This window comes from Nocardia amamiensis NBRC 102102, assembly GCF_001612745.1.
GTDB lineage: Bacteria > Actinomycetota > Actinomycetes > Mycobacteriales > Mycobacteriaceae > Nocardia > Nocardia amamiensis.
Window position 1 is genome coordinate 1 of sequence record NZ_BDBA01000168.1, and the last position, 22767, is coordinate 22767.

General features: G+C 66.7%; 17 protein-coding genes. 12 read left to right on the forward strand and 5 right to left on the reverse strand.

Annotation, left to right across the window (positions count from 1 at the left end; all coding sequences use genetic code 11):
• Positions 1-131: 131 nt before the first annotated feature.
• Positions 132-1106, reverse strand: coding sequence for a DUF5996 family protein (locus NA4_RS27170; protein ID WP_281180069.1), 975 nt, complete (start codon positions 1104-1106; stop codon positions 132-134).
• A 444-nt stretch (positions 1107-1550) separates the two neighbouring features.
• On the opposite strand from NA4_RS27170, the gene NA4_RS27175 reads away from it, so the two are divergent.
• Positions 1551-1751 (forward strand): hypothetical protein, encoded by a 201-nt coding sequence (locus NA4_RS27175; RefSeq protein ID WP_245671614.1) that lies wholly within the window; start codon positions 1551-1553, stop codon positions 1749-1751.
• Positions 1752-1954: 203 nt separating this feature from the next.
• Entirely contained in the window at positions 1955-2770 is an 816-nt protein-coding gene (locus tag NA4_RS27180) for an SGNH/GDSL hydrolase family protein (protein ID WP_067476044.1), read from the forward strand.
• 42 nt (positions 2771-2812) lie between these two features.
• Here the strand turns inward: NA4_RS27180 and NA4_RS27185 are convergent, their stop codons facing one another.
• Positions 2813-3547 carry a GntR family transcriptional regulator gene (locus NA4_RS27185; RefSeq protein ID WP_067476047.1) on the reverse strand — a complete coding sequence of 245 codons (735 nt, stop codon included), beginning with the start codon at positions 3545-3547 and terminating at the stop codon, positions 2813-2815.
• A 204-nt stretch (positions 3548-3751) separates the two neighbouring features.
• Here NA4_RS27185 and NA4_RS27190 point away from each other — a divergent pair, with 204 nt between their 5' ends.
• The 5 genes from NA4_RS27190 to NA4_RS27205 all read left to right on the forward strand — a co-directional run bounded on the left by NA4_RS27190 (position 3752) and on the right by NA4_RS27205 (position 8626).
• The gene (locus NA4_RS27190; protein WP_067476052.1) at positions 3752-4675 is read left to right on the forward strand and encodes a Cgl0159 family (beta/alpha)8-fold protein; all 924 of its coding nucleotides are present in this window, start codon (positions 3752-3754) and stop codon (positions 4673-4675) included.
• A 5-nt stretch (positions 4676-4680) separates the two neighbouring features.
• Positions 4681-5595 (forward strand): 5-deoxy-glucuronate isomerase, encoded by a 915-nt coding sequence (iolB, locus tag NA4_RS27195; RefSeq protein ID WP_067476089.1) that lies wholly within the window; start codon positions 4681-4683, stop codon positions 5593-5595.
• Positions 5592-7109, forward strand: a complete 1518-nt coding sequence (locus tag NA4_RS27200; RefSeq protein ID WP_067476055.1) for a CoA-acylating methylmalonate-semialdehyde dehydrogenase — start codon at positions 5592-5594, stop codon at positions 7107-7109. The genes iolB and NA4_RS27200 overlap by 4 nt, the downstream gene beginning before the upstream one ends.
• Before the next feature lie 224 nt (positions 7110-7333).
• Positions 7334-7507 carry a hypothetical protein gene (locus tag NA4_RS41615; RefSeq protein ID WP_169811130.1) on the forward strand — a complete coding sequence of 58 codons (174 nt, stop codon included), beginning with the start codon at positions 7334-7336 and terminating at the stop codon, positions 7505-7507.
• A 543-nt stretch (positions 7508-8050) separates the two neighbouring features.
• The gene (locus NA4_RS27205; RefSeq protein ID WP_084497479.1) at positions 8051-8626 is read left to right on the forward strand and encodes a dihydrofolate reductase family protein; all 576 of its coding nucleotides are present in this window, start codon (positions 8051-8053) and stop codon (positions 8624-8626) included.
• On the opposite strand, the gene NA4_RS27210 is transcribed toward NA4_RS27205, so the two are convergent.
• Positions 8608-9234: a helix-turn-helix domain-containing protein gene (locus tag NA4_RS27210; RefSeq protein ID WP_218022430.1), complete on the reverse strand. Its 627-nt coding sequence runs from the start codon at positions 9232-9234 to the stop codon at positions 8608-8610. The genes NA4_RS27205 and NA4_RS27210 overlap by 19 nt on opposite strands.
• Before the next feature lie 237 nt (positions 9235-9471).
• On the opposite strand from NA4_RS27210, the gene NA4_RS27215 reads away from it, so the two are divergent.
• From NA4_RS27215 to NA4_RS27235, 4 genes are all read left to right on the forward strand, one after another.
• Complete coding sequence (locus NA4_RS27215; RefSeq protein ID WP_067476064.1) at positions 9472-11040, forward strand: esterase-like activity of phytase family protein; 1569 nt, start codon at positions 9472-9474, stop codon at positions 11038-11040.
• 570 nt (positions 11041-11610) lie between these two features.
• Entirely contained in the window at positions 11611-12030 is a 420-nt protein-coding gene (locus tag NA4_RS27225; RefSeq protein WP_067476069.1) for a VOC family protein, read from the forward strand.
• 164 nt (positions 12031-12194) lie between these two features.
• Positions 12195-12596 carry a nuclear transport factor 2 family protein gene (locus NA4_RS27230; RefSeq protein ID WP_067476072.1) on the forward strand — a complete coding sequence of 134 codons (402 nt, stop codon included), beginning with the start codon at positions 12195-12197 and terminating at the stop codon, positions 12594-12596.
• A gap of 149 nt (positions 12597-12745) precedes the next feature.
• Complete coding sequence (locus NA4_RS27235; RefSeq protein ID WP_067476075.1) at positions 12746-13729, forward strand: hypothetical protein; 984 nt, start codon at positions 12746-12748, stop codon at positions 13727-13729.
• A 31-nt stretch (positions 13730-13760) separates the two neighbouring features.
• Here the strand turns inward: NA4_RS27235 and NA4_RS27240 are convergent, their stop codons facing one another.
• Positions 13761-14219 carry a YfbM family protein gene (locus NA4_RS27240; RefSeq protein ID WP_067476078.1) on the reverse strand — a complete coding sequence of 153 codons (459 nt, stop codon included), beginning with the start codon at positions 14217-14219 and terminating at the stop codon, positions 13761-13763.
• Positions 14220-14327: 108 nt separating this feature from the next.
• A complete protein-coding gene (locus NA4_RS27245) occupies positions 14328-15656 on the reverse strand; it encodes a cytochrome P450 (protein ID WP_067476081.1) in 1329 nt (442 codons plus the stop codon).
• 255 nt (positions 15657-15911) lie between these two features.
• On the opposite strand from NA4_RS27245, the gene NA4_RS27250 reads away from it, so the two are divergent.
• The coding region (locus tag NA4_RS27250; protein ID WP_157129336.1) for a type I polyketide synthase at positions 15912-22767 on the forward strand (6856 nt) is incomplete at its 3' end.

Genomic DNA, 22767 nt, shown 5'->3' on the forward strand with positions numbered 1-22767 from the left:
GACCAGCTGAACGTTTCAGCCAGCAAGCATCAGCACGAAGCGTTGCCGGTGCGTCGAGCGGAATGATGTGCCAGCAGCACGGATCACGCCACAACGGAAAAGGATCGGTGTACCGGTACGCCTGGGCACAATCACGGCCGCTGCTGTGATGTGTTGGTTCGGCGCTCGTGGTTCCAGCGGCCGGGGTCGGCCTCGAGGGCCGCGCGATCCCAGTGGCCGAGTTCGGAGGCGGCCGCATAGGTCGTGTCGAGGAATTCGAGCAACGCCCGCTCCGGGTCTGGGGCAGTGCGCACCGCCTCGTATGGCAGCAGAAACTGACGGTTGTCTTTGCTGTAGAACGCTTCATCCGGTCCGACGCGATACTCGGAGAATCCGTCCGGTTCCGGATACGCGTATGCATAGAACGCGCCCTCCGTACCACCGCCCGGCCAGAATCCGCAGCTGCTCAATTCATGCGAGTAACCCTCGACCATCACCCAGTCGCCGCAGTTGGGAGCACCACCCGGATGCCGTGGTGCGGTCCGCCCGGAGAACCTGGTACACGCCAGATCCATTGCTCCCCAGAAGAAATGCACCGGGCTAACCTTGCCGATGAAACGCGATCGGAACTCGTGCATGACGCGGTCGGCGGCGACCAATTGCCGCCAGAACGTGGTGGCGGCCACCGCGTCATAGGATCGATGCTCGTAGTCGTCGGCAAAGGGTATCGCCGGATCGACCTCGTTGGGTCTGGCTTGGATCCGCGCGGCAATTCCGAGTTCATCGAGTGCAGTGATGGTTTCGGCGTAGAAGACGGCGACCGGTTTGGGTTCGAGCGTAACCTGCCGGATGCGGCCATCGCTGGACCGGACGTGAAGCTGATGGTCGACGAAGTCGAACTCGATGTCGAACGAACCCGCCGCATGCGGAATAGCAGAGGTGGTCAGTCCACGCGGGCTGACGTAGAGCGTGACTTGCCACCAGTGGTTGACCAAGGGAGCGTGGGAGAGCCTGATTTTTCCGACAATCTGCGTCCACATATGCAAGGTTTCGCGTGTCGGAGTCCAGTCGTCGACTCGCAATGCCGGCCACGCCCGCAGTCGGGAAGTGAAATCTGTGTCCTTCACTGCTGCATGCACCTCCTTGTTCGTCGGAAAGCTTCCCTCACCGGCACTGGTCCGGAAATCGTCCGCCGAGCACTCGCTACCGCCATAGCCGGGTACCCAGTTCAGGTCGGCACATCCTTTCGGCCTATCGGGACCGGGCGTGCAGCCTGCGTGGCGGTCCCCGCCCCAAAGCGCACCACACATCCGTCTGCCCGCATGAGCGCATCGATGAGCGCACGGCAAACGTCATCTCAGGGCCATTGCCGCACTCCGGCGAGCGCCTCGAGGGACATACCGGAGGTTTTGGTCCTGTTCCGCGGTCGCCATGGACGCGACCGGCAGACCGTATCGGCGCGGCGTAGAAGCGGCACGCAATCAGTGTGCGACGTTGCGGGCGTGTCGCCGGTTGGGACGGATACTCGGCTCATCCACGCAAGAAGGACCGGAACGATGCACGTGAAGAACATTAGCCTCGGCAGTCTGCTGATCCTGGCCTGGTTGATCACCGGGATAATCGCGGCGGGCCAGCGCGACTATTTCGACAGCGGCCCGATCAACTGCGCGGGGTTCGGCTCGATCGCGCTGACGGTAGTCGCCGGTCCACTGAACTACCTGGGCCTGAATCCCAAGATCACGGATTGCAATGTGCCTCAGCCGAGTCCGTAGCGAACCAACCTAGGGCGCCCCGGCCGCCCCGGCCGACAGGTCTTCGGCCGACGATTCGCGGAACGCCTCCAGCACGCATTCGACCGCATGCCGCCGGCATCGGACGCGAGCGGCGCCGACCGAGCCATATTAGACAATTAGTCCAGTATGTCTTATTTTACTTGCATGTCAGCCGACAATCAGCACCTAACGGCCCCTGCCACATGACCAACGGCGCATACTCGCGATACGTCGCTCTCGGTGACAGCCAAACCGAAGGCGTCGGTGACGGCGACGACCGAACCGGGTTGCGCGGCTTGGCCGACCGCCTGGCGGAACGTCTCGCGGCGTCCAACCCCGAGCTGCGGTATGCCAACCTCGCCGTGCGCGGCAAGCTCGCCGGACAGGTCCATTCCGAGCAGCTCGAAGCCGCACTGCGGCTGCGCCCGGATCTGGTCACCGTGGCCGCCGGCGTCAACGACCTGTTGCGCCCCGGGTTCGATGCCGACGAGGTCGCGGGCCATCTGGACGCGATGTTCGCCGAACTCACCGCCCACGGTGCGGTCGTGGCCACCGTGACCTTCCCGGAGGTCGCGCGGATCACCCGGCTCGCCCGCCCGATCAGCGGCCGGGTCAGGGCACTCAACCAGCGCATTCGAGCATCCGCCGAACGCCACCACGTCATCGTCGCCGACACCGCCCGCCATGCGGTGGTCACCGATCCACGGCTGTGGAGTCCCGACCGGCTGCACGCCAGCCCGCTGGGCCATCAGCGCATCGCCGACGCGCTCGCCCACGCCCTGCAACTCCCCGGCAGCGATGACAGCTGGAGCCGGCCCCTGGGGTCGCCACTACCCGTGCGCGGCTCGTTGATCGACGAACTCCGCTGGGCAGCAACCTTTCTCGGCCCCTGGATAGGACGCCGCCTCACCGGACGGTCCTCCGGGGACGGCCGTACTGCCAAGCGACCCGAACTACTGCCGGTTCGCGAGCGCGAGGGCGCGCCGAGCGATCCGATCGCCGAGCTGCCTCGGAGGTGACCACGGGCGCGGAGCTTTGTCCGGACAAATTCGGCGAGCACCTCAGTGCCGAACCGTGGTGTCGAAGAAGTGCCGGGAGGCGCGATAGACGTGGCGACCCAGCTCGACGGGCCGCCCCGAGTCGTCGAAGGCGACGCGCTGCATCGTGAGTAATGGCGCATTGGCGCGCTCGTCCAGCAGCTGTGCCTCCGCGCGGGTCGCGCTGCGTGCGCCGATTCTCTGCCGCGCGAGTGCGATGTGGATTCCCTTGGCGCGCAGGCATTCATAGAACCCGTGCGCTTCGAGCTGGTCGGGCGCCGGTGCGTATTCCGCGGGCACGTGATTGGTCATGATCGCCAGTGGTTCACTGCCCGCACGACGCAGGCGGCGAAAGGTCACGAAGCGTGCGTCCGTGGGCACGCCCAGCTCCTTGGCGATGTCGGCGTCCGGCGTACCGAGCTGGTAATCGAGCAATTCGGTGGTCGGCTCCTGGCCCGCGGTGAGCAGGTCGTCGTAGAGGCTGGTCAACTCCACGGGGCGGCGAACTTGGTTCTGCACCACTTGGGTGCCGACCCCTCGCCTGCGCGCGAGCAGCCCCTTGTCGACCAAGGCCTGGATCGCCTGGCGAGCCGTCGGGCGCGACACATTGAGGCGCTTGGCCAGCGCGACCTCGTTCTCGATCCGGTCACCCGGCGTCAGCCGCCCTTCGGTGACCGCTCGCTCGATAGCTTGCTCGAGCTGAAAGTACATCGGTACCGGGCTGTTCCGGTCGATGGAGATATCCAAGGGCGCGGACATCGGGGGCTCCTCGGGAAACGGTCGGCTCCGGAGCGTTCATCGTAGCCCTTTTCCGCCAAAGGAGTCAGGTTGTCATTAAGTCAGTATGTCATGACAAATCCTTGACAAGGGACTACACCGTGGCGCACAGTCGGAGCATGTGGAGCCCCGTCATGCACCCGAACCCGGCGCCCGCTCCGTCGCTGACCGGAGAGGCCTGATCCGATGACCGAAGCCACGCTGGCCGCGCCTCCCACGATCACACCGTCGATCCGGTCGTATGCCGAACTGACCGAGGTGCGCGCCACCGATCCCGGGGCGATTGCCCGGGCGTTCACAGCGCGCAAAAGCCGGGAACTGGTGCGCGGCGACGGCCGGTTGATGATCATCGCTGCCGACCATCCCGCGCGCGGAGCACTGTCTGCCTCCGGCGACCCGCACGCCATGAACGATCGCAAGGAATTGCTGGACCGGTTGGTCATGGCCTTGCACCGGCCAGGCGTGGATGGTGTGCTCGGCACCGCCGACATCATCGAGGATCTGCTGCTACTCGGAGCACTGGAAGACAAGGTCGTGTTCAGCTCCATGAACCGGGGTGGCCTGGCGGGCGCGGACTTCGAACTCGATGACCGGATGACCGCCTACACGGCGGCCGCCACCGCGGCGGCAGGCCTCAACGGCGCCAAGATGCTCAACCGGTTCGATCTCACCGACCCCGGCACCCTGTCGATGATGACCGCGAGCGCGGCCGCCATCGATGAACTCGCCGCGCACGGGTTGGTCGCGATGCTGGAGCCGTTCATGTCGCACCGCCCCGCAGGTCCGGGCACGGAGGTGGTCAACGACCTGTCGCCGGATGCGGTGATCAAGAGCATGCACCTGGCGCAGGGACTCGGCTCCACTTCGGCCTATACGTGGTTGAAACTGCCCGTCGTCGAGCAGATGGACCGCGTCATGGACGCGACCACCTTGCCCACGCTGCTGCTCGGTGGCGACCCTCGAGCGGCACCCGAGACGACCTACGCCCGCTGGGCGAAAGCCCTTGCCCTGCCCGGTGTTCGGGGGCTGATCGTCGGTCGCGCACTACTGTATCCGCGCGACGGTGACGTAGCCGGGGCCGTCGACACAGCTGTGTCCTTGGTGCGGTGACCGCGATGCGCAGCAAGCACTACCTACCGGCCCGCAGTGCCGTGAGCGACCCGTATCTCGTCGCAGTGACGCCCGAATCCGCTGGTTGGGACCACACCAGCCTGCACGTCATCGAACTCGGCGCCGGAGGGTCGTATCGGGCGGACACCGACAACGACGAGGTGGTCGTAGTGCCACTCGCCGGCTCGTGCACGGTGGCCTGCGGCAATGATTCATACGAATTATTCGGCCGCGCAACAGTTTTCGATGGGCCGACCGATTTCGCCTATGTCGGGTGCGGCAGCTCCTACACAGTTTCCAGCACGGCAGGGGGGCGTTTCGCGCTCGGCGGTGCCCGCGCCCACCGGCAATTGCCGTTCCGGTACGTGGCGGCGTCGGACGTGGCGGTGGAACTGCGCGGCGCCGGGAACTGCAGCCGTCAGGTGCACAACTTCGCCACCGCCGGCACCTTCGAAGCCGAGTCGATCATCGCCTGCGAGGTGATCACCCCCGGCGGGAACTGGTCATCGTATCCGCCCCACAAGCACGACGAACTCACCGAGACCGAGACCGCGCTGGAAGAGATCTACTACTTCGAGTTCGCCCGCGGCGCGGACGACTCGCAAGGGTTCGGCTACCACCGGGTCTACGGCACGCCCGAACGCCCCATCGATGTGCTCGAGGAAGTCCGCGACGGCGACGTGGTGCTCGTGCCGCACGGCTACCACGGGCCGTCGATCGCCGCCCCGGGCCACCACATGTACTACCTGAACATCATGGCCGGTCCCGGACCTGAGCGGGCCTGGCGGATCAGTGACGACCCGGCCCACGCGTGGTTGCGCGACACCTGGGCGGACATGGTCGTCGACCCGCGGCTTCCCTTGCACACGACCGACTACACGCGCGCCACCGCGCCTGATCGCCTCGAGAAGGAACCATGACCGATACCCGCGAGATCGCCCACTGGGTCGACGGAAAGCCCTTCACCGGAACCGCGTCGGTGACCGCGCCGGTCACGAACCCGGCCACCGGACAGATCACCGGACAGGTCCGGATGGCCGGCGTCGCCGACGTCCGCACCGCCATCGACGCGGCCACAGCAGCATTCCCGAGCTGGCGCGACACTTCGCTGGCCAAGCGAACCGCCATCCTGTTCCGCTTCCGCGAGCTGCTCAACGCGCGCAAGCCGGAACTGGCCGCGATCATCACCGCCGAACACGGCAAGGTTCTCCCCGACGCACTCGGCGAGGTCACCCGCGGCCAGGAAGTCGTCGAATTCGCGTGCGGCATACCGCATTTGCTCAAGGGTGGATACAGCGAGAACGCCTCCACCGGCGTCGACGCCTACACCGTGCGCGCGCCACTGGGCCCGGTCGCGATCATCTCTCCGTTCAACTTCCCCGCCATGGTGCCGATGTGGTTCTTCCCCCTCGCGATCGCCGCCGGGAACACCGTGGTGCTGAAACCGAGTGAGAAGGATCCGTCGGCGTCGCTGTGGCTGGCGCAGCTGTGGGCCGAAGCGGGTTTGCCGCCCGGGGTTTTCAATGTCGTGCAGGGCGACAAGACGGCTGTGGACGAACTACTGGCCAACCCGGCCGTCAAGGCGGTGTCCTTCGTGGGTTCCACCCCGGTCGCGCAGTACGTCTACTCGACCGCGACCGCCGCGGGCAAACGAGTCCAGGCCCTCGGCGGCGCGAAGAATCACGCGGTGATCCTGCCCGACGCCGACCTCGATCTGGCCGCGGACGCCATGGTCAACGCCGGATTCGGCTCCGCGGGTGAACGCTGCATGGCGATCTCGGTAGCTGTGGCCGTCGGCGATATCGCCGACGAATTGGTCGCCAAGATCGCCGCACGCACCCGCCGCCTGCGTATCGGCGACGGGCTCACCGAAGCCGATATGGGTCCCCTGGTCACCGCCGCCCACCGCGACAAGGTCCGCGGCTACGTGGAGTCCGCCGAGGCCGACGGCGCTACTCTCGTCGTCGATGGCCGCGCCGTCGCCGCTGATGACGGCGGCACCGACGTCGACGTCTCCCAAGGCTTCTGGCTCGGCCCCACCCTCGTCGACCACGTCACCCCGGACATGAGTGTCTACCGCGACGAGATCTTCGGCCCGGTGTTGTCGGTCGTGCGGGTCGAGACCTACGACCAGGCATTGGAACTCGTCAACGCCAACCCGTACGGCAACGGCACCGCCATCTTCACCAACGACGGCGGCGCAGCCCGCCGCTTCCAGAACGAGGTCGAGGTCGGCATGGTCGGTATCAACGTCCCGATTCCGGTTCCCATGGCCTACTACAGCTTCGGCGGCTGGAAGAACTCCCTGTTCGGCGACACCCACGCCCACGGAAGCGAAGGGGTGCGGTTCTTCACCCGCGCCAAGGCGATCACCAGCCGCTGGCTCGACCCCAGCCACGGCGGAGTGAATCTCGGGTTCCCCCAGAACACCTGACACTCTGATGCCGGGCGACGAAGAACAGCACTTGATCGACAGGATTGTTGTGCATATGCATGACGTTCACTGTGAACATTCACCAAGAACTTTTAACGGTCTGCATATAACGATCTGAAAAACACTGAATGTTCCAAATGGGGGAGCTGCAGTCCACGTTATCGTGATGTGATTGGCTCGTTCCGAATCCGGGACGCGTCACATATACAACCGAGGATGATTGCATGACCTCCAGAATTATCCGTCCGCTCGCTGTCGCCGCGCTCGCACTATCAGCCACGGCTCTCAGCGGCGGCATCGCCTCCGCGGATGCCACCACGGCCACCCCCGTCTCGGGCTCGGTGGAAGTGTGCCTGCCCATCCCGGTCGGCCAAATCGAGCTCAGCTTGTGTCTGTAACCAGCTGACCCGAGTTGCACGTGGCGGTGGAGAGACCGTTCGTGGTACGCAGGATTCCGCGTTTCCAGTCCGGAGTCGCCACCGCCGCGTGCAACCCTCCGATGCCACGGCTTTCCAATTCGCGCTCCAGGCTGCGTGTCCGGCTGTTCGGCAATGTCACCGCGCCCGTCGGTTAACCGGTGGTAACTGCCTTCGCCGCTGAGCACGCGTATTTCACGCCGACCTCGGCTACCGCGCGTGATGGCAGAGTGCCTTCCAGGCAGCGATCTATGTGCGCGAAGAAAAGCCGATTTGCCGAGGATGTCTTGCAGGTACCCGTCGACGGTGCGCGGTGATACCTCCGGGCGTTCCGCGATCTGCCGGCTGCTGAGATCGGCGGCGCCCGCGCGGAGCCGCGTCGGTGTCGGTTTCGTCCAAGACGGCAGCGCCGCCCGCCCTTAGGCTGGCGAGCGGAGGCCCGAGGCAGGGCGTCGAGCTGACGCCCGGGCCGCCTGTATCAGCTGGCCACCGCCAGTTTCCGCCGTCCATTCTCAGGAGGATTCTTTGACACGTGAACTGGTCTACACGGGCTTCATGTCGCTCGACGGCGTGGTGGACTCGCCGGGCGGCAAGGTCGAAGGGCACCGCAGCGGCGGCTGGGTGTTGGACACCGAGTTCGTGCCCGAGGCTTTCTCGCTCAAGGCGGAGGAACTCGCTGAGACGACAGCGCTGATGTTCGGCCGCCGCAGCTACGAGGCGTTCGCTCCGACCTGGCGCGATTCGGAGGACCACGTCGCGTACAAGGAGCTCCCCAAGTACGTCGTCTCGACCAGTCTCACCGACGATGCCGTGGTCGACGGATGGGGCCCGATCACGATCCTGCGGTCGATCGACGACGTCGCCGAACTGAAGCAGAGCGATGGTGGCGCGATCTTCATCCACGGCAGCGCCGAGCTGGCCCGGCGTCTGTCGGACGCCGATCTGATCGACCGGTACAACTTGCTCGTGTTCCCGGTACTGCTGGGGGCAGGCAAGAGCCTGTTCGGCAGGGCGGACCGGGACAAGCAGAAGCTGCGCCTCAGGGAGTCCGCGACCTACTCCAACGGAGTGGCCAAGCTCGTCTACGACGTCGTGCGCTGAGCGGGATCGAGCGCGATCGCACCGCCGAGGCCCTCGCGGAGCTGCCGTGCCGTACGCCCGACGTACCGTCGCAGCGCCCGGGCGAGATGGGGTTCGTCGTAGTACCCAAGCGTGCTGACGACATCACTCTCGTCCTCACCCGAGGTCAGCAGTGCCGCGGCGGAGCGGGCGTGCCCGATCTGCCGCACCGCGCCTTGGGTGAGGCCCGTCGCCGCCCGGAAGCGGCGCTCTAGTGTGCGATCGGTGACCGCTGGACGGTGGCCCCGCAGAACCTCCGCGACCAAGCGATCGTGGTCCACGACTCCGTCTCGGACGAATCGGTCGACGAGCGCCTCGGCGTCGTCCGGGTGCGGCGTCTCCCAGCGGGCACCATCCAGCCAGAAAGTCCGGTGGGTCACATCGGGCAAAGCGATCCCACTGTCGACCAGGGAGGGAGCGGCCACCGCGCGAAGGGACGTGCCGACCGCGAACTGGATGCCGACGAAGGTCGCGCCTTCCGGCACAGGGGCGGTGCCGGTGCGGCTCTCGGGACCTGTGACGCCCGCGTACGCCGTGCCCTCCTGTTCCCAGAAGACCAGACCCCAGGTCTCGGTCGCGACGGAAGTCATCTCCGCGACCTGCTCGCTCCGGCACGTCCACACAGAGGCGATCCACGGCGAATCCGACGCACGCGTCTCGAACAGCAATCCCACCGTCGGGATTCTAAGCCGAGCACGAGCCGCACTTGTCGACGACAGCGATCGGCAGCGGCGGCGACCCGGCACCGATGGACGGCTGCGGGGATCGACCGCCGCTTTTCAGCTCGACGTCAACTGGTGGTCGAGATCGGATGGTAAGCATCGCTGGTGAGAATTCGCCGCAGTACTCGAAACGCACTCGTCACCGTTGCCGTGTGCGCGACCGCCGTTCTGTCCGCTTGCTCGTCGTCGAGCTCGGGTGGAGACTTCACCGCCACCAAGGACCAGACGCTGGTGATCTCGCTGGATGATCTGCTGGCCGAGACCGGCGGCAGCGCCGCGGTCGCGATCACAGATCCGCAGCACGGCACGATCTCCCGGCGCACCGACGGCGCGGTGATGTACACACCGGCGGCCGGGTACACCGGGTCAGACAGCATCACCGTGACCACCACCGACGCCGTGAAGCTGTTCACCACCGAGATTCCGCCGCTCGGCGACTTCGGCGGGGTGAGCCTGCAGGGCAGCGGGTACGGGTCGGCGTTCACGCCGGTGCCCGGATCGACCGACGAGTTCTATGGTCTCACCGACCGCGGTCCGAATGTGGACGGCAAAGCCAAGAACGAGAAGCTTGCGCCCGTGCCGACGTTCACGCCCGCCATCGCCAAGTTCAAACTCGTCGGCACCACAGCGGTGCTGGAAACCACCATCCCCCTGAAGAATCCGGCCGGACAGCCGTTCAACGGCCAAGTCGACATCTCCGCCAGCACCGGCGAGACCATTCGCGACCTCAACGGAAACGTCCTGCCGCCCACCGATCACGGCATCGACAGCGAAGGCCTGGTCGCGATGCCCGACGGCACCTTCTGGGTATCCGACGAGTACGGGCCGTTCCTCGTGCACTTCGACGCCAATGGCACCGAGCTGGAGCGGCTGGCACCGGGACGCGGTCTGCCCAAGGAACTTTCGCTGCGCACCCCGAACCAGGGCATGGAGGGGCTCACCATCACGCCCGACGGCAACACGCTTGTCGGCATCGTGCAGAGCGCACTGAACCAGCCGGGTGTCGCGTCGGCGCGTGAGGTGCCGATGACCCGGATCGTCACCGTGGATCTGAAGACCCGCGATGTCAAGGAATTCGTGTACCCGCTCAATGATCCGAAGCAGAAGCTCGCGGTCTCGGAGATCACGGCGCTGAGCAACACCACCTTCCTGGTCGACGAGCGCGACGGCAACAAGACGCCCAAGGCCAACAAGAAGCTGTGGACCATCGACATCACCGGCGCCACCGATGTCGGCCCGCAGGCGAAGATCCAAGGTGCGCAATACGATCCGGAGAAGGGCCTGCTGGTCGACGGTAAGCCGCTGGAGCTGCTGGTCGGCGCCGTGCCGACCGCCGACGGCGTCGCCACGCTACAGAAGGCAGGCATCACCCCCGTCACCAAGAAGTCCAACCTGGACCTCGGCGGCCTGCTGGACGGCCTGAACGCCGACGGCAAGTTCTTCGGCCACGACAAGATCGAGGGCGTCGCCACCCGTGACGGCGGCAAGACCCTCTACATCGCCAACGACAGCGACTTCGGCATCGAGGCAGCCACCGGCGACCAGCCACCCTTCGGACTGAAGGCGAAGATTCTCGCCAACGGCGTGCAGGACTCCGGTGAGGTACTGATGGTCGACACCACCAAGCTGCCCGCCAAGACGCAGACGAAGACGATCACGATCACCGTGAGGTAGGGCTTGGGTTCCCGCCCGGTCGCCCGCACCCCGCTCACGCGCGGCACGTGCGCGCGACGAGTGCCGAGCGCAGCTTCCACTTCTCCTTCTCCCAGTAGGAGGTGCCAACTTCTTCCCCTGCGCTACAACGAACCCGGAGAACTTCCGCATGCTCTGACCCGCGAGGTGCGGTCCTTCTCCACGCGCACGAGTTGGACCATGCCGATTGCGGAGAGCTGGTGGTTGGCGGCGTCGCACCCAGTGCAGTGCTGCCGTTCGAGGCGGGCTATAGCGGAGCTAGCCAGGAGTGCGTCGAAGCCGCGTTTCCTCAACGGGGCCTGAGGCGTCCGCGACAGCAAGAACCCGACCGGCCAGGCGCTGGTGTTCACGCTTTCACGGCTGGCGTTGCGGCAGGGCGTTCAATCGCCCCTGCGCACACGTGAAGCCCCACACCTCGAACTGACAGCGGCATACCGGACTGGGCTGTCGTATCAGGCTGGGGGTGCTTGATTCCCCGCGCATCACCCCGGCAATGACGGTTGACCGCGCGCCCGCCTGGAGTTGTCGTACGTGGGGTCTAGGGTTCCCGGTATGGGATTCGAGTTTCAGGTTGTCCTGGACTGTGCCGACCCACACACGCTTGCCGACTGGTGGGCCGAGGCGCTGGGCTGGGAGGTGGAGCCTCAGGACGAGGAGTTCATCCGCAGCATGGTCGCTCAGGGGCGGGCGTCGGAGGACGACACCACTACGCATCGGGGCAAGCTGGTGTGGAAGGTGGGAACAGCGATCCGCCATCCGGACCGGCCGCGTGTCCTCTTCCAGTTGGTCCCCGAGGCGAAAACGGTCAAGAACCGCATGCACCTCGACATCCGGGTGGGCGATGAGCACCGGGCGGCTGAGGTCGAGCGTCTGGTCGGCATCGGAGCGAAGGTCCTGCATGAGGGACGGCAGGGGCCGTACACCTGGGTGACCATGGCCGACCCCGAGGGCAACGAGTTCTGTGTCACGTAAAGCCGAGTGAGCCGGTTGTGGAGACCCAGGTGCTGGCAGACAAAGCCTGACATCGACCTGCCGTGATAGGCGAGGGTCCCGGCGGTTCGGCCAGGATAGGGGCGGCATGGTTTAGAACGATCCCTCTATCGAACAAACGTTCCCATCCGGGTTAAGCTTTGCAAGTGACCAACGAGAACCCCACCGAGCGCGCCATCCATCGCTACTTCGATGCACTCCAGGCTGGGTCCCCGATGCTCCTGAAGGAGTGCTTCACCGATGACGCGCGATGGTTCGCACCAGGCCGTCTGCCCAACTCCGGAATCTGGCACGGTCCGAACGCCATCGTTGAGGAGTTCTTTCCGATCGCGATGGCTCGGATGCAGCCGGGGTCGTTCACCACTGAACTGCTCAGCCTGACCATCGGCGACTCGAACGCCGTCGTCGAGTGGCGATCGAGGGCGACCACGATATCAGGCCAGGAGTACGACAACGCCTACATCGCGAACTTCGTTGTCACGGACGGCAGGATCTGCGAGGTGCGTGAGTACTTCGACACCCACCGCGGCGAGACGCTGTACCAGTAAGACGGCTTCAGCGGCACGTACCGGGCGAAGCGGGACCGCGGTGCGATAGGTGCGGTTGTCGGTCAATCAGTAGGACTGGCGGTCACGGATATCCGACAATGAGGACGCCCGGTGTTTCGTCGCCGGTGCGTTGCCGATAGGAGATCCCGATGACCAATCTCGAATCCCCTTCTACCGCAATCGCTTCCCCAGTACTCGAACATTCCGAGGCGACCAGTGTGTTCGTCAACGGGCACTATCCGCGGCGCCGCGGGGTGGTCCTGCTGCTCGGTGTGCTCGGCGGGTTCCTGCTGACCGTGGTGTGGTCAGCGCCGTTCGTCGACCGCGCGATCGGTGGCACGGTTGCCGACGGGCTGCTCGGTCACGATGCCGAGGAGACCGCGATCACCGGCATCGGCGCGGGTGTCGTCTTCGCCTTCGTCTCCGGCCTGGCCGGTACGTTCACCGCGTGCAATATCGCCGTATTCGGTGCGGTGGCTCCTCTGGCGGGCAGCGCGGGCGGCTGGTGGAACCGCGTGCGGGCGGTGCTGGGGCCGCTGCTGTGGATGGCGGCGGGGATGGTGGTCGTGTCCGCGGCCTACGGTGTCGTCGTCGGCATCTTCGGTACCGCCATGCCGCAATTCGACACCGCGCCCAGCCAACCGGGCCAGATGCCCGCGCGCCTCGTTCAGTCCATGGTGGTGTTCGGCGTGGTCGGGGTGATCATGATCTATCTCGGACTCGCTGTGCTCGGCCTGGTGCGCGACCCGTTCGCCCGCATCGCCGCCCGCTTCCCCAACGCACCCCTGATCTTCTTCGGCGGCCTGATCGGCGCCTTCCTCATCGGACGCCCGTTCCCGTTGTTCCGCAAGCTGTTCCGCGACGTCGCCGAAGACGGCAATCCCCTCTACGCCGCGGGCGCCTTCGTCCTGCAGTCGATCGGCAATATCCTGATCCTCGCCGTCTTGCTGATCCTCACCGTGCTCGTCGGTGGTCGCTTGCAACGCTGGTTCCAAGCCGAGCCCCGCCGCGTCAGCGTCCTCAGCGCCAGCGCACTGCTCGTCGTGGGCGTGTTCACGTTCCTCTATTGGGACGTGCGCCTGCTGGCCATGCGCGACATCATCCCGTGGTATCCCGTGGCTCCCTGGGTGTAATTCCGGTCGAATGGCGCACTCGAAGCGCGGATTACCCGAAGTGCATGACCGCCGCCGCACCGGAACGGGCGGCATTGTCGAAGAAGGCGACCAGGACGTCGTAGTGGTAGCGCAGGTAGTTCAAGCCTTCGTCGCCGTCGCGGGACCAGATGCGGGGGTAGACGTCCGCGTTGTCCATCGCGGTGCCGTCGTAGTATGCGGCCAGCCGGTCGAACGGCGTCGCCTTCAGCTTCTGGGCCGTGGCGCGGACCAGATCCACCGGCCAACCGTAGTGCTCGTCGTCGAGGAGGTTTCCTTCGAAGAACAGGTCCAATTCCACCTCGGCCGCCTCGAGCAAGTACCGCAGTCCGTCCCACGACTTGTCCAGATAACCGCTGGGATCACCGTCGGCGGACTCCAGGTCCCAGAGCTCTTCTTCCTCGACCCCCGCCGTGGTGAACCGGTCCAGTTGCTCGCCGGTGACCTTCATAAACGAGAGAATCACGCCCATCGGCACTCCCACTCCTCGAAGAGTAGGCGCCACCGAATCCCGGTCAGGCGCCCTTCACTGAGCGGGAAATGTAGTCGAGTGGGCCGACAAGATTCCCAACCGAATACCTCAGCGACGATGGAGTGTGATCCGCGCGTTATGAGCAGGACTCAGGCCGGTGTGGTACCGGCGTGGTGGTTCGAGGGATCCGGGCGTGGAGTCGATGCGGCGGTGCTGCAAGACGGTGCGGAAGAGGATGCGGGCTTCCAGGAGTGCGAAGTTGGCACCCAGGCAGCGATGCGGGCCGGCGCCGAAGGTCAGCCAGGTGTGGCCCTTGGGTCGCTCGTCGAGGAAGCGTTCGGGGCGGAAGACCATCGGATCCGAGTAGTGCCTCGGTGATTCGTGAATGAGCAGGATCGGGACTATGACGATAGCGCCCTTGGGGATGTGGACACCGTTGATCACGGTGTCGCGCAGCGCTCGCCGTCCGGTGAACGGGGACACCGGGCGCAGCCGCATCGTTTCGGCGACCACGGCGTCGAGGTATGCGTCCAGCCGGGCTTGGTCGCCCGCGTCGGCCGCCGCGTCCACTTCGGCCATGGCCTGCGGATGGCCGGCCAGCATGGCGGCAATCCAGCCCAGTGTGATCGCGGTGGTCTCATAGGCGCCCAGCAGGATGCCGCGCATATTGCGGGCCAGCGCGGGGTCGTCGTGCTGATCCAGTTCGGTGCCGACATACCTCGACAGCACGTCTTTCCGGTCGGTCCGGTCCCCGGGTGTAGCCCGGCGTGCGGCGATCTCCTCGATGATGATGGCGTCGACCTCGGACTGGCGCCGACTCAGCGGCGGGTAGGGCGGCGTGTAGCCGCCGAACAGCGGGGTGAGCAAGGTGACGGCGAGAAAACCGCGACTCTCGATCTCCCCGAACCACCGGCTCACCGCCTGCTTCAGCCGGTCCCGTCGGGCCGGAGCCACGTCACCGAAGACGACGCCGAGCAGCACGCCGATGGCCAGGTCGTAACCGACCTTCAGGAACTCGAACGGTGCACCGACCGGCCAGCTGGGAAGCTCGCGCTCGACCACGTCCACCATGAGATCCTCGTAGGACTGGAGTGCCTTGTGCTGGAACGGTGGAGCGAACAGCCGGCGTTCGCGGCGGTGCTCGTCACCGTCGAGGAAGATCAATGTCTGCTTGCCGAACATCACGTCATGGCTGGAGAGCCGGCTCAGCACCTGCCCTATCGAGAAATCGTCATGGTTGGCGAACAGTTCACGGACATCGTCCATGTCGTGGGTGACGAGCATGGTCGGAAATCCCGGCGGGGAGACGACGAACCGATCCCCGAATTCCAGCAAGGGGGAGCGGTGGGTGCCAGGACGCAGCAACCCACCGATCTGCGCGAAGTTACGGGTGCGTAGTCGGGGGAGTGCGCGCAGCGATACCGGGGTGTGTGACACGTAGCCATCCTCACCGGCTGCTTGACGACTCGCAAATGTGAAATTCCCACAGCTGCAATGGGTGTCGAGCGGTTGCTGCCCCCAGAATTCGGGGCACACGCGATGACGGCGCCGACATTGCCTGCACCGGTAAGAGGCGTTACGACGGCTATATTGTGTCCGCTGTCAGTCAGAACGCGCCGCCTGCCGTCCCTCCGTACCCCAGGGGACCAGGACCGGCTGAATCCCGAGTTTCACCGGTAGAGGAAGTAGTTCGTGCACAACACTTTCGTCGAGACACTCTTCGCCCAAGTCGGGAATCGGCCAACCGAGTTGGTGTACCGGTTCCTCGACAGCGGTGACGTCGACGGTGTCGTCCGCGAAATGCGGTACGCCGATCTCGGTGTCCGTGCCCGGGCGATCGGCGCCGCACTCCAGGACTCGATGCCGCGGCGGGCGCTGCTGCTGTATCCGGCAGGCCCGGAGTTCATCGAGGCGTTCTTCGGGTGCCTGGCGGCCGGAGTGGTCGCCGTTCCCGCGCCCCTGCCGGAATGGGAGAACCGGTCGCTGCACCGGCTGCGGCGGATGGTGGCGCACGCGGATGTCGATGTGGTGCTGGCGTCGCGGCGAATCGTCGCGGATTCCGCCGCGCTGCGTGCGCAGATTCCCGAGCTGGCCGGGTTGCCGTGGCTGGCCACCGACGAGGTAGCCGACGACCGAGCACCGCAGTGGCGGGAGCCGGATCTGCGACCCGACTCGGTCGCCTTCATCCAGTACACCTCCGGCTCGACCAGCGCGCCGCGGGGTGTGCTGCTCACCCATGGGAATCTGCTGCACAACCAGCGTGCGATCGCCACAGGGCTCGGTCACGGCCGCGCGGTGATCGAGTCCTGGGACGGTGCGCTGTTCGCCAGCTGGCTGCCGATGTACCACGACATGGGGCTCATCGCGCCGATCCTGCAGACGGTCTACCTCGGTGGGAATTCGGTGCTGATGTCGCCGCTGCATTTCCTGCAGCGCCCCGAGCGGTGGCTGCAGGCGATCTCGACCTACCGCGCCCACACCAGCGGCGGCCCCAACTTCGCCTACGAACTGTGCCTGCGCCGGATTTCGCCGGAACGAATCGATCAGCTCGACCTGAGCCGATGGCGGGTGGCGTTCAATGGCTCCGAGCCGGTACGCGCCGCGACGGTGCGGCGGTTCACCGAGACCTTCGCCGGGGCCGGCTTCCGTGCCGAATCCCTCCAGCCGGTCTATGGTCTGGCCGAAGCCACCTTGATCGTGACCGCGTCGTCCACCGCCGGGACACCGACACTGTTCGAGGTCCCCGGGCGATCCGGTGCCTCGAACCGCACCAGCAGCGCGGAGCTGGTCGGTGTCGGGCAGCCGCCCGAGGGGCTCTCGATAGCGGTCGTCGACCCTGAGGGCGGTACCGAGCGTGCCGACGGGGACGAAGGTGAGATCTGGGTCGCCGGGGACAGCGTGGCCGCGGGGTATTTCCGTGACGAGCAGGCCACCGCCGAAGTGTTCGGGGCGACGCTGCCCGGTGACGATCGCCGCTTCCTCCGTACCGGGGATCTCGGATTTCTTTCGGGTGGCGAGCTGTTCGTCACCGGAAGACGCAAGGATCTGCTGATCGTCGACGGCCGCAATCATTATCCGCAGGACATCGAGCTGACCGTCGAGGCGGCGCACGGCAATGTCCGGGCCGGCTGCGTCGCGGCCTTTGCCGTCGACATGGGAGTGGGCGGCGAGCAGCCGGTCGTGGTGGCCGAGGTGCGCTGCGAGGATCCCGGCGAGTTGGCCGAGATCGAGAGCGCCGTGCGCGCGGCGGTGGCGACCGACCACGGGCTCACACTCGCTGCCGTGCTGCTGATCCGGCCGGGCACCATCTACAAGACCAGCAGTGGGAAGATCCAGCGTTCGGCGTGCCGGGCGGCGTATCTGTCCGGCGAGTTGCTCACGCTGTCGGCGGGGCCGGTGCGGTCACCGGAGGACGAACTGGACGACTACGAAACCGGCACGGAGAACGCGGCGTCCGCGGCGGAGCCGTCCGCGGCGTCCGTCCGATCCTGGCTGGTGACCGCGATCGCGCGGCAGGCGGCGCTGGATCCGGAACGCATCGATGTGCATCGGCCCATGGTCGAATTCGGTTTGGGCTCGGCCGATCTGGTGGAACTGGTAGTCGACCTGTCGGAATTCCTCGGACGCTTCATCGACACGAATCTGTTCTTCGACCATCCCACGATCGACGAAGTGGCCACGGCACTGGCACCCGGGGGGCGTCAGGCGGACACCGCGCCGGATGAGTCGGGCCCGGCAGGTTTCGAGGCGAATGCGGCCGCTGACGACCCGGACGACGACGCAATCGCCATCCTGTCGATGTCCTGCCGATTCCCCGGCGGCGCGGATTCACCCGAGGCACTGTGGCGGCTGCTGGACAGCAACGGCAACGCGCTCACCGAGGTACCCCCGGGCCGTTGGGATATCGACGGGCTCTACGACCCCGACACCTCCGCGACAGGCAAGGCGTACACGTTCCGCGGCGGATATGTCGATGGGATCGATCGCTTCGATGCCGCTTTCTTCGGCATCGGCCCGCGCGAGGCCGCGGTGATGGATCCGCAGCAGCGCATGATGTTGCAGCTCAGCTGGGAGGCGATCGAGCGGTCGGGTCGCGATCCACGCACCCTGCACGGCAGCGCGACCGGCGTCTATCTCGGCGTGTACAGCACCGGCTATCTGGCCGACGCCGCACCGGAACAGCTCAACGGTCAAGTGGGCACCGGACTTTCGCCGAGTGTCGCGTCCGGCCGGATCGCCTACACGCTGGGTCTGCACGGTCCGGCAGTCACCCTGGACACGGCTTGCTCCTCATCGATCGTCGCGATGCACCTGGCGATGCAGGCACTGCGCGCGGGGGAGTGCGATCTCGCCTTGGCCGGCGGGGCAACGCTGCTGATGTCACCGACCGCCCATATCGAATTGTGCCGGTTGGGTGTGCTGTCGCCGACGGGTCGGTGTGCGCCGTTCTCCGCCGACGGCGACGGGACGGTGTGGGCTGAGGGCGCCGGTGTGCTTTTGTTGAAGCGTCTCGGCGACGCCCGCCGTGACGGGGACCGGGTCCTCGCCGTCGTTCGTGGTTCCGCCGTCAACCAGGACGGCCGCAGCCAGGGGCTGAGCGCGCCGAACGGTGCTGCGCAGGAGCAGGTACTGCGCTCGGCACTGCGTGTCGCGGGTCTGGCACCGCACGATATCGACTATGTCGAGGCGCACGGCACGGGTACGGCGCTCGGAGATCCGATCGAGGCGCGCGCACTGGCGCGGGTGTTCGGGCCGGATCGTGACCCGCAGCGGCGGCTCGGTATAGGGTCGCTGAAGTCCAATGTGGGCCACACCCAGGCCGCGGCGGGCGTGGCCAGCGTCATCAAGCTGGTGCTCGCACTGCAACACGAACGAATCCCCGCCACCCTGAATGCGGGTGTGCCGTCACCGCAGGTCGACTGGGAGCGAAGCGGTGTGACGGTGCAGGCCGAGCCCATGCCGTGGCGAAAGGGGGATCGGCTCCGGCGCGCCGGTGTGAGTGCTTTCGGGCTCAGCGGCACGAACGCGCACTTGATCCTCGAGGAGGCTCCGTCCGAGCCCGCGGTCGTACCCGGCACGATGACCGACGACCGGAGCGTGGCGCTGCTGCCGATCTCGGCCCGCAGTGCGGCGTCGCTGCGCGGTCAGGCCCAACGGCTGCTCGACCTGGTGACCACCGATCCGGGACTGGAACCGGGGCCGGTCTCGCGCGCACTGGCGTTGCAGCGTACCCAGTTCGAGCGACGTGCGGTCGTGGTGGCGGAAGACCGGGACGAGATGGTCCGTACGCTGCGTGATCTGGTGGACGGCCGATCGTCGCCGAATGCCGTCGTCGGCGACGGGCCGGTGCTCACCAATGCCAAGACCGCATTCATCTTCCCTGGGCAGGGCACACAGTGGGTCGGCATGGCACGCGATATGCTCACCCGCTCCGAGGAGTTCCGCACCGAATTCGACAAGTGCGACAAGGCTTTCAGCGCACACCTCGACTGGTCGCTGAGCGACAGGTTGACCACCATGACCGCCGCTGACCTCGCTGACTTCCCCGTCGTGCAGCCGCTGCTGTTCGCGACCATGGCCGCACTCGCGGCCGCCTGGCGGGCAGCGGGCGTTATCCCGGATGCGGTGATCGGCCATAGTCAGGGCGAAATTGCCGCCGCCTACTGTGCGGGTGTCATCGAATTGAGCGATGCCGCAAGGATCGTCATGGCGCGCAGCCGCCTGATGCAGGGCATCACCGATCCGGGCGCGATGGCGATGATCGGCCTGCCCGAGGCCGAGGTCAGCCGGCGGCTGGTGGAGTTCGACGGCCGGGTATCGATCGCGGCGGTCAATGTGCGTCGCTCGACGATCGTGGCGGGCGAGCAGGCCGCGGTGGAAGAGCTGCTGGCCGAGATGGACCGCGCGGGTATCTACACGCGGCTCGGTGCCGCCGGTCCCGGATTCGCCGGGCACTGCCGGTTGATCGAGTCCATCCGCGATCCGTTGACGGCCGAGCTTGCCGGTATGTCGGCGGATTCGCCTGCGACGCCATGGTATTCGACGGTGTCGGGCGAGCTGATGGCGAACGAACCGATCGAACCCGGCTACTGGTATCGGAACGCACGCGAGACCGTGCGGTTCGCGGCCACGATCGAGCGCATGATCGCCGACGGGTTCCGGTATTTCGTCGAGCTCGGCGTGCACCCGTCGCTCACCGCGGCCGTCCGGACGGTGGCGGAGGAACTCGCGCGCGAGGTGGTGGCCGTGGGTTCGCTGGTACGGGACCAGGACGGACCCACCTGCCTGGCCAGATCGCAGGCCGAACTGTATGTCGCGGGCCACGAACTCGACTGGGCCCGGCTGGTTGCCGAATACGGGCGGGTGGACCTGCCCACGTATGCCTTCGACGAGCGGCGGTTCTGGACCGACCCCGTCAACCGCAACACCGCTTCACTCGGGCTTCAGGACGTCGCGCACCCTATTCTGGGCGCGGGTGTGCCGCAGCCGGAGTCGGGCGGCGTCACACTGGCGGGGCGGCTGTCGCGTCAACAGCAGCCGTGGGTGGCCGATCATGCGGGCCGCGACACCGTGCTGGTACCCGGTGCGGCGATGGTCGAACTGGCCATCCGCGCCGGTGACGAGGTGGACAGCCCCGTGGTACGGGAGCTGGTGTTGCGCGCCCCGATGTTCGTCCCCGATCGCGGAGCATTGCAGATCCAGGCGGTGGTCGGCGGCGCCGACGCCGACAACCGCCGCGCGGTACGCATCTACGCCCGCGACGAACACGATCCGGATGCCCAGTGGACGCTCCATGCCGACGGCACATTGGCCGAGCAGCCCGAACCTCTTCCCACACAGACTGATTCGCCGGAGTGGCCGCCGGCCGATGCGGTGCGCGTCGACGTCGACGACCTCTACGCCGAGCTGTTCACGCGCGGGCACCACTATGGTCCGCTGTTCAAGGCGATGCGGGCGGCATGGCGACGTGAGGACGAAATCTTCGCCGAGGTCGAACTGCCCGAATCCGCTCACCGCGACGCCGCGAAGTTCGGTATCCATCCGGCATTGCTGGATGCCGCGCTGCACGCCACCGCGCTGTTCGCCGCCGATGGCGAGAATGCCCTGCTGCCGTTCGTGTGGACCGATGTCGCACTGTGGGCCTCCGGCGCCACCGCGCTGCGCGTCCGGCTCACCCGGTCGGGGCCCGGCACCGTCACCATGTCCGCGACCGACCGGAGCGGACGGCCGGTGGTGTCGGTGGGTTCGGTGCTGTCACGTGCGGTCGCCCCGGCGCAGTGGAGTGCCGCTTCGATCGCGCCCGCGTACCGTCGCTTGTTCCGGATGAACTGGTCGGAGCTTCCGCTGACCGCGCCGGACCGAACGCTCACGCTGGCCGAATGGGACCCCATGGTCCCGATCGCCGCTGACGTGATCGTGCTGCCCGCGTCCGAAGGCGAGTCGCCGAGTCAGGTGCACGATACGGCCCAGCAGACCTTGGTGGCGCTGCAAACGATTCTCGCCGACAGTCGATTCGAGCAGACGACGCTGGTCGTGCGTACCCGCCGCGCCGTGGCACTGCCCGGGGAGGACAGTCCGGATCCGGCGGGCGCGGTGGTGTGGGGGCTGGTGCGCTCCGCACAGTCAGAGAATCCCGGCCGGATCGTGCTGGTCGACACAGCCGACGCCGAAGTGGATATCGCCGCGCTTCTCGCCACGAAGGAGCAGCAGATTGCGGTGCGCGACGGTGTGGCGTTCGTGCCGCGGCTGGCTCGACTGACGGAGAGCGCGGGACGAGCGTCGGAAGGCAGGGTGCCACTGGGGGAGGGCGCCGTGCTGGTCACCGGGGCTCCGGGGCGGCTCGGGTCGGCGCTGGCACGTCACCTGGCCGAAGCGTACGGAGCCCGAGATTTGGTGCTGGTCAGTCGCCGCGGTATCGATGGCCCCGGCGGCACCGACTTGCGGGATGAATTGGAGAGCCGCGGCGTGCGTGTGCGATTCGCGCGCTGCGATGTCACCGACCGGTCGGCTCTGGCGCAACTGCTCGACGGCATGCCGCTGGCCGGTGTGGTCCACGCGGCGTGCGTACTCGACGACAGCACACTCGGCTCGTTGACACCCGCGCAGCTCGACGCCGTGCTGCGTCCGAAAGTCGATGCGGCATACCACCTGCACGAGCTGACGGCGGATCGGGAGCTGTCGATCTTCGTACTCTTCTCCGCGGCGGGGAGCCTGTTCGGCACACCGGGCCAGGCCAACTACGCGGCTGCCAACGCCTATCTCGACGCGCTGGCACTGCGTCGCCGGTCGCTCGGTCTCCCGGCACAGTCGCTGGCTTGGGGCGCATGGGAGGTCGATATGCACGACCACATGGCGCAAGCCGATATCCGGCGCATTGCGCGCGCAGGCATCCGCGCATTCTCCGTGCCGGAGGGGATGGCGTGTTTCGATGCCGCGCTGCGGGCCGGTGATCCGGTGCTCGTCCCGTTGCTGCTCGATACCGACGTGCTGCGCCGCGCACCGGCTGTCCCGCCGCTGCTGCGCGGCGCAGCACGTCGGTATAGATCGG

What these genes read in the sequence shown, in the direction of transcription:
- NA4_RS27180 (WP_067476044.1), top strand. Translation starts at nt 1,955, where the DNA reads ATGACCAACGGCGCATACTCGCGATACGTCGCTCTCGGTGACAGCCAA.
- NA4_RS27185 (WP_067476047.1), bottom strand. Translation starts at nt 3,547, where the DNA reads ATGTCCGCGCCCTTGGATATCTCCATCGACCGGAACAGCCCGGTACCG.
- NA4_RS27190 (WP_067476052.1), top strand. Translation starts at nt 3,752, where the DNA reads ATGACCGAAGCCACGCTGGCCGCGCCTCCCACGATCACACCGTCGATC.
- iolB (WP_067476089.1), top strand. Translation starts at nt 4,681, where the DNA reads ATGCGCAGCAAGCACTACCTACCGGCCCGCAGTGCCGTGAGCGACCCG.
- NA4_RS27200 (WP_067476055.1), top strand. Translation starts at nt 5,592, where the DNA reads ATGACCGATACCCGCGAGATCGCCCACTGGGTCGACGGAAAGCCCTTC.
- NA4_RS41615 (WP_169811130.1), top strand. Translation starts at nt 7,334, where the DNA reads ATGACCTCCAGAATTATCCGTCCGCTCGCTGTCGCCGCGCTCGCACTA.
- NA4_RS27210 (WP_218022430.1), bottom strand. Translation starts at nt 9,234, where the DNA reads ATGACTTCCGTCGCGACCGAGACCTGGGGTCTGGTCTTCTGGGAACAG.
- NA4_RS27225 (WP_067476069.1), top strand. Translation starts at nt 11,611, where the DNA reads ATGGGATTCGAGTTTCAGGTTGTCCTGGACTGTGCCGACCCACACACG.
- NA4_RS27235 (WP_067476075.1), top strand. Translation starts at nt 12,746, where the DNA reads ATGACCAATCTCGAATCCCCTTCTACCGCAATCGCTTCCCCAGTACTC.
- NA4_RS27240 (WP_067476078.1), bottom strand. Translation starts at nt 14,219, where the DNA reads ATGGGCGTGATTCTCTCGTTTATGAAGGTCACCGGCGAGCAACTGGAC.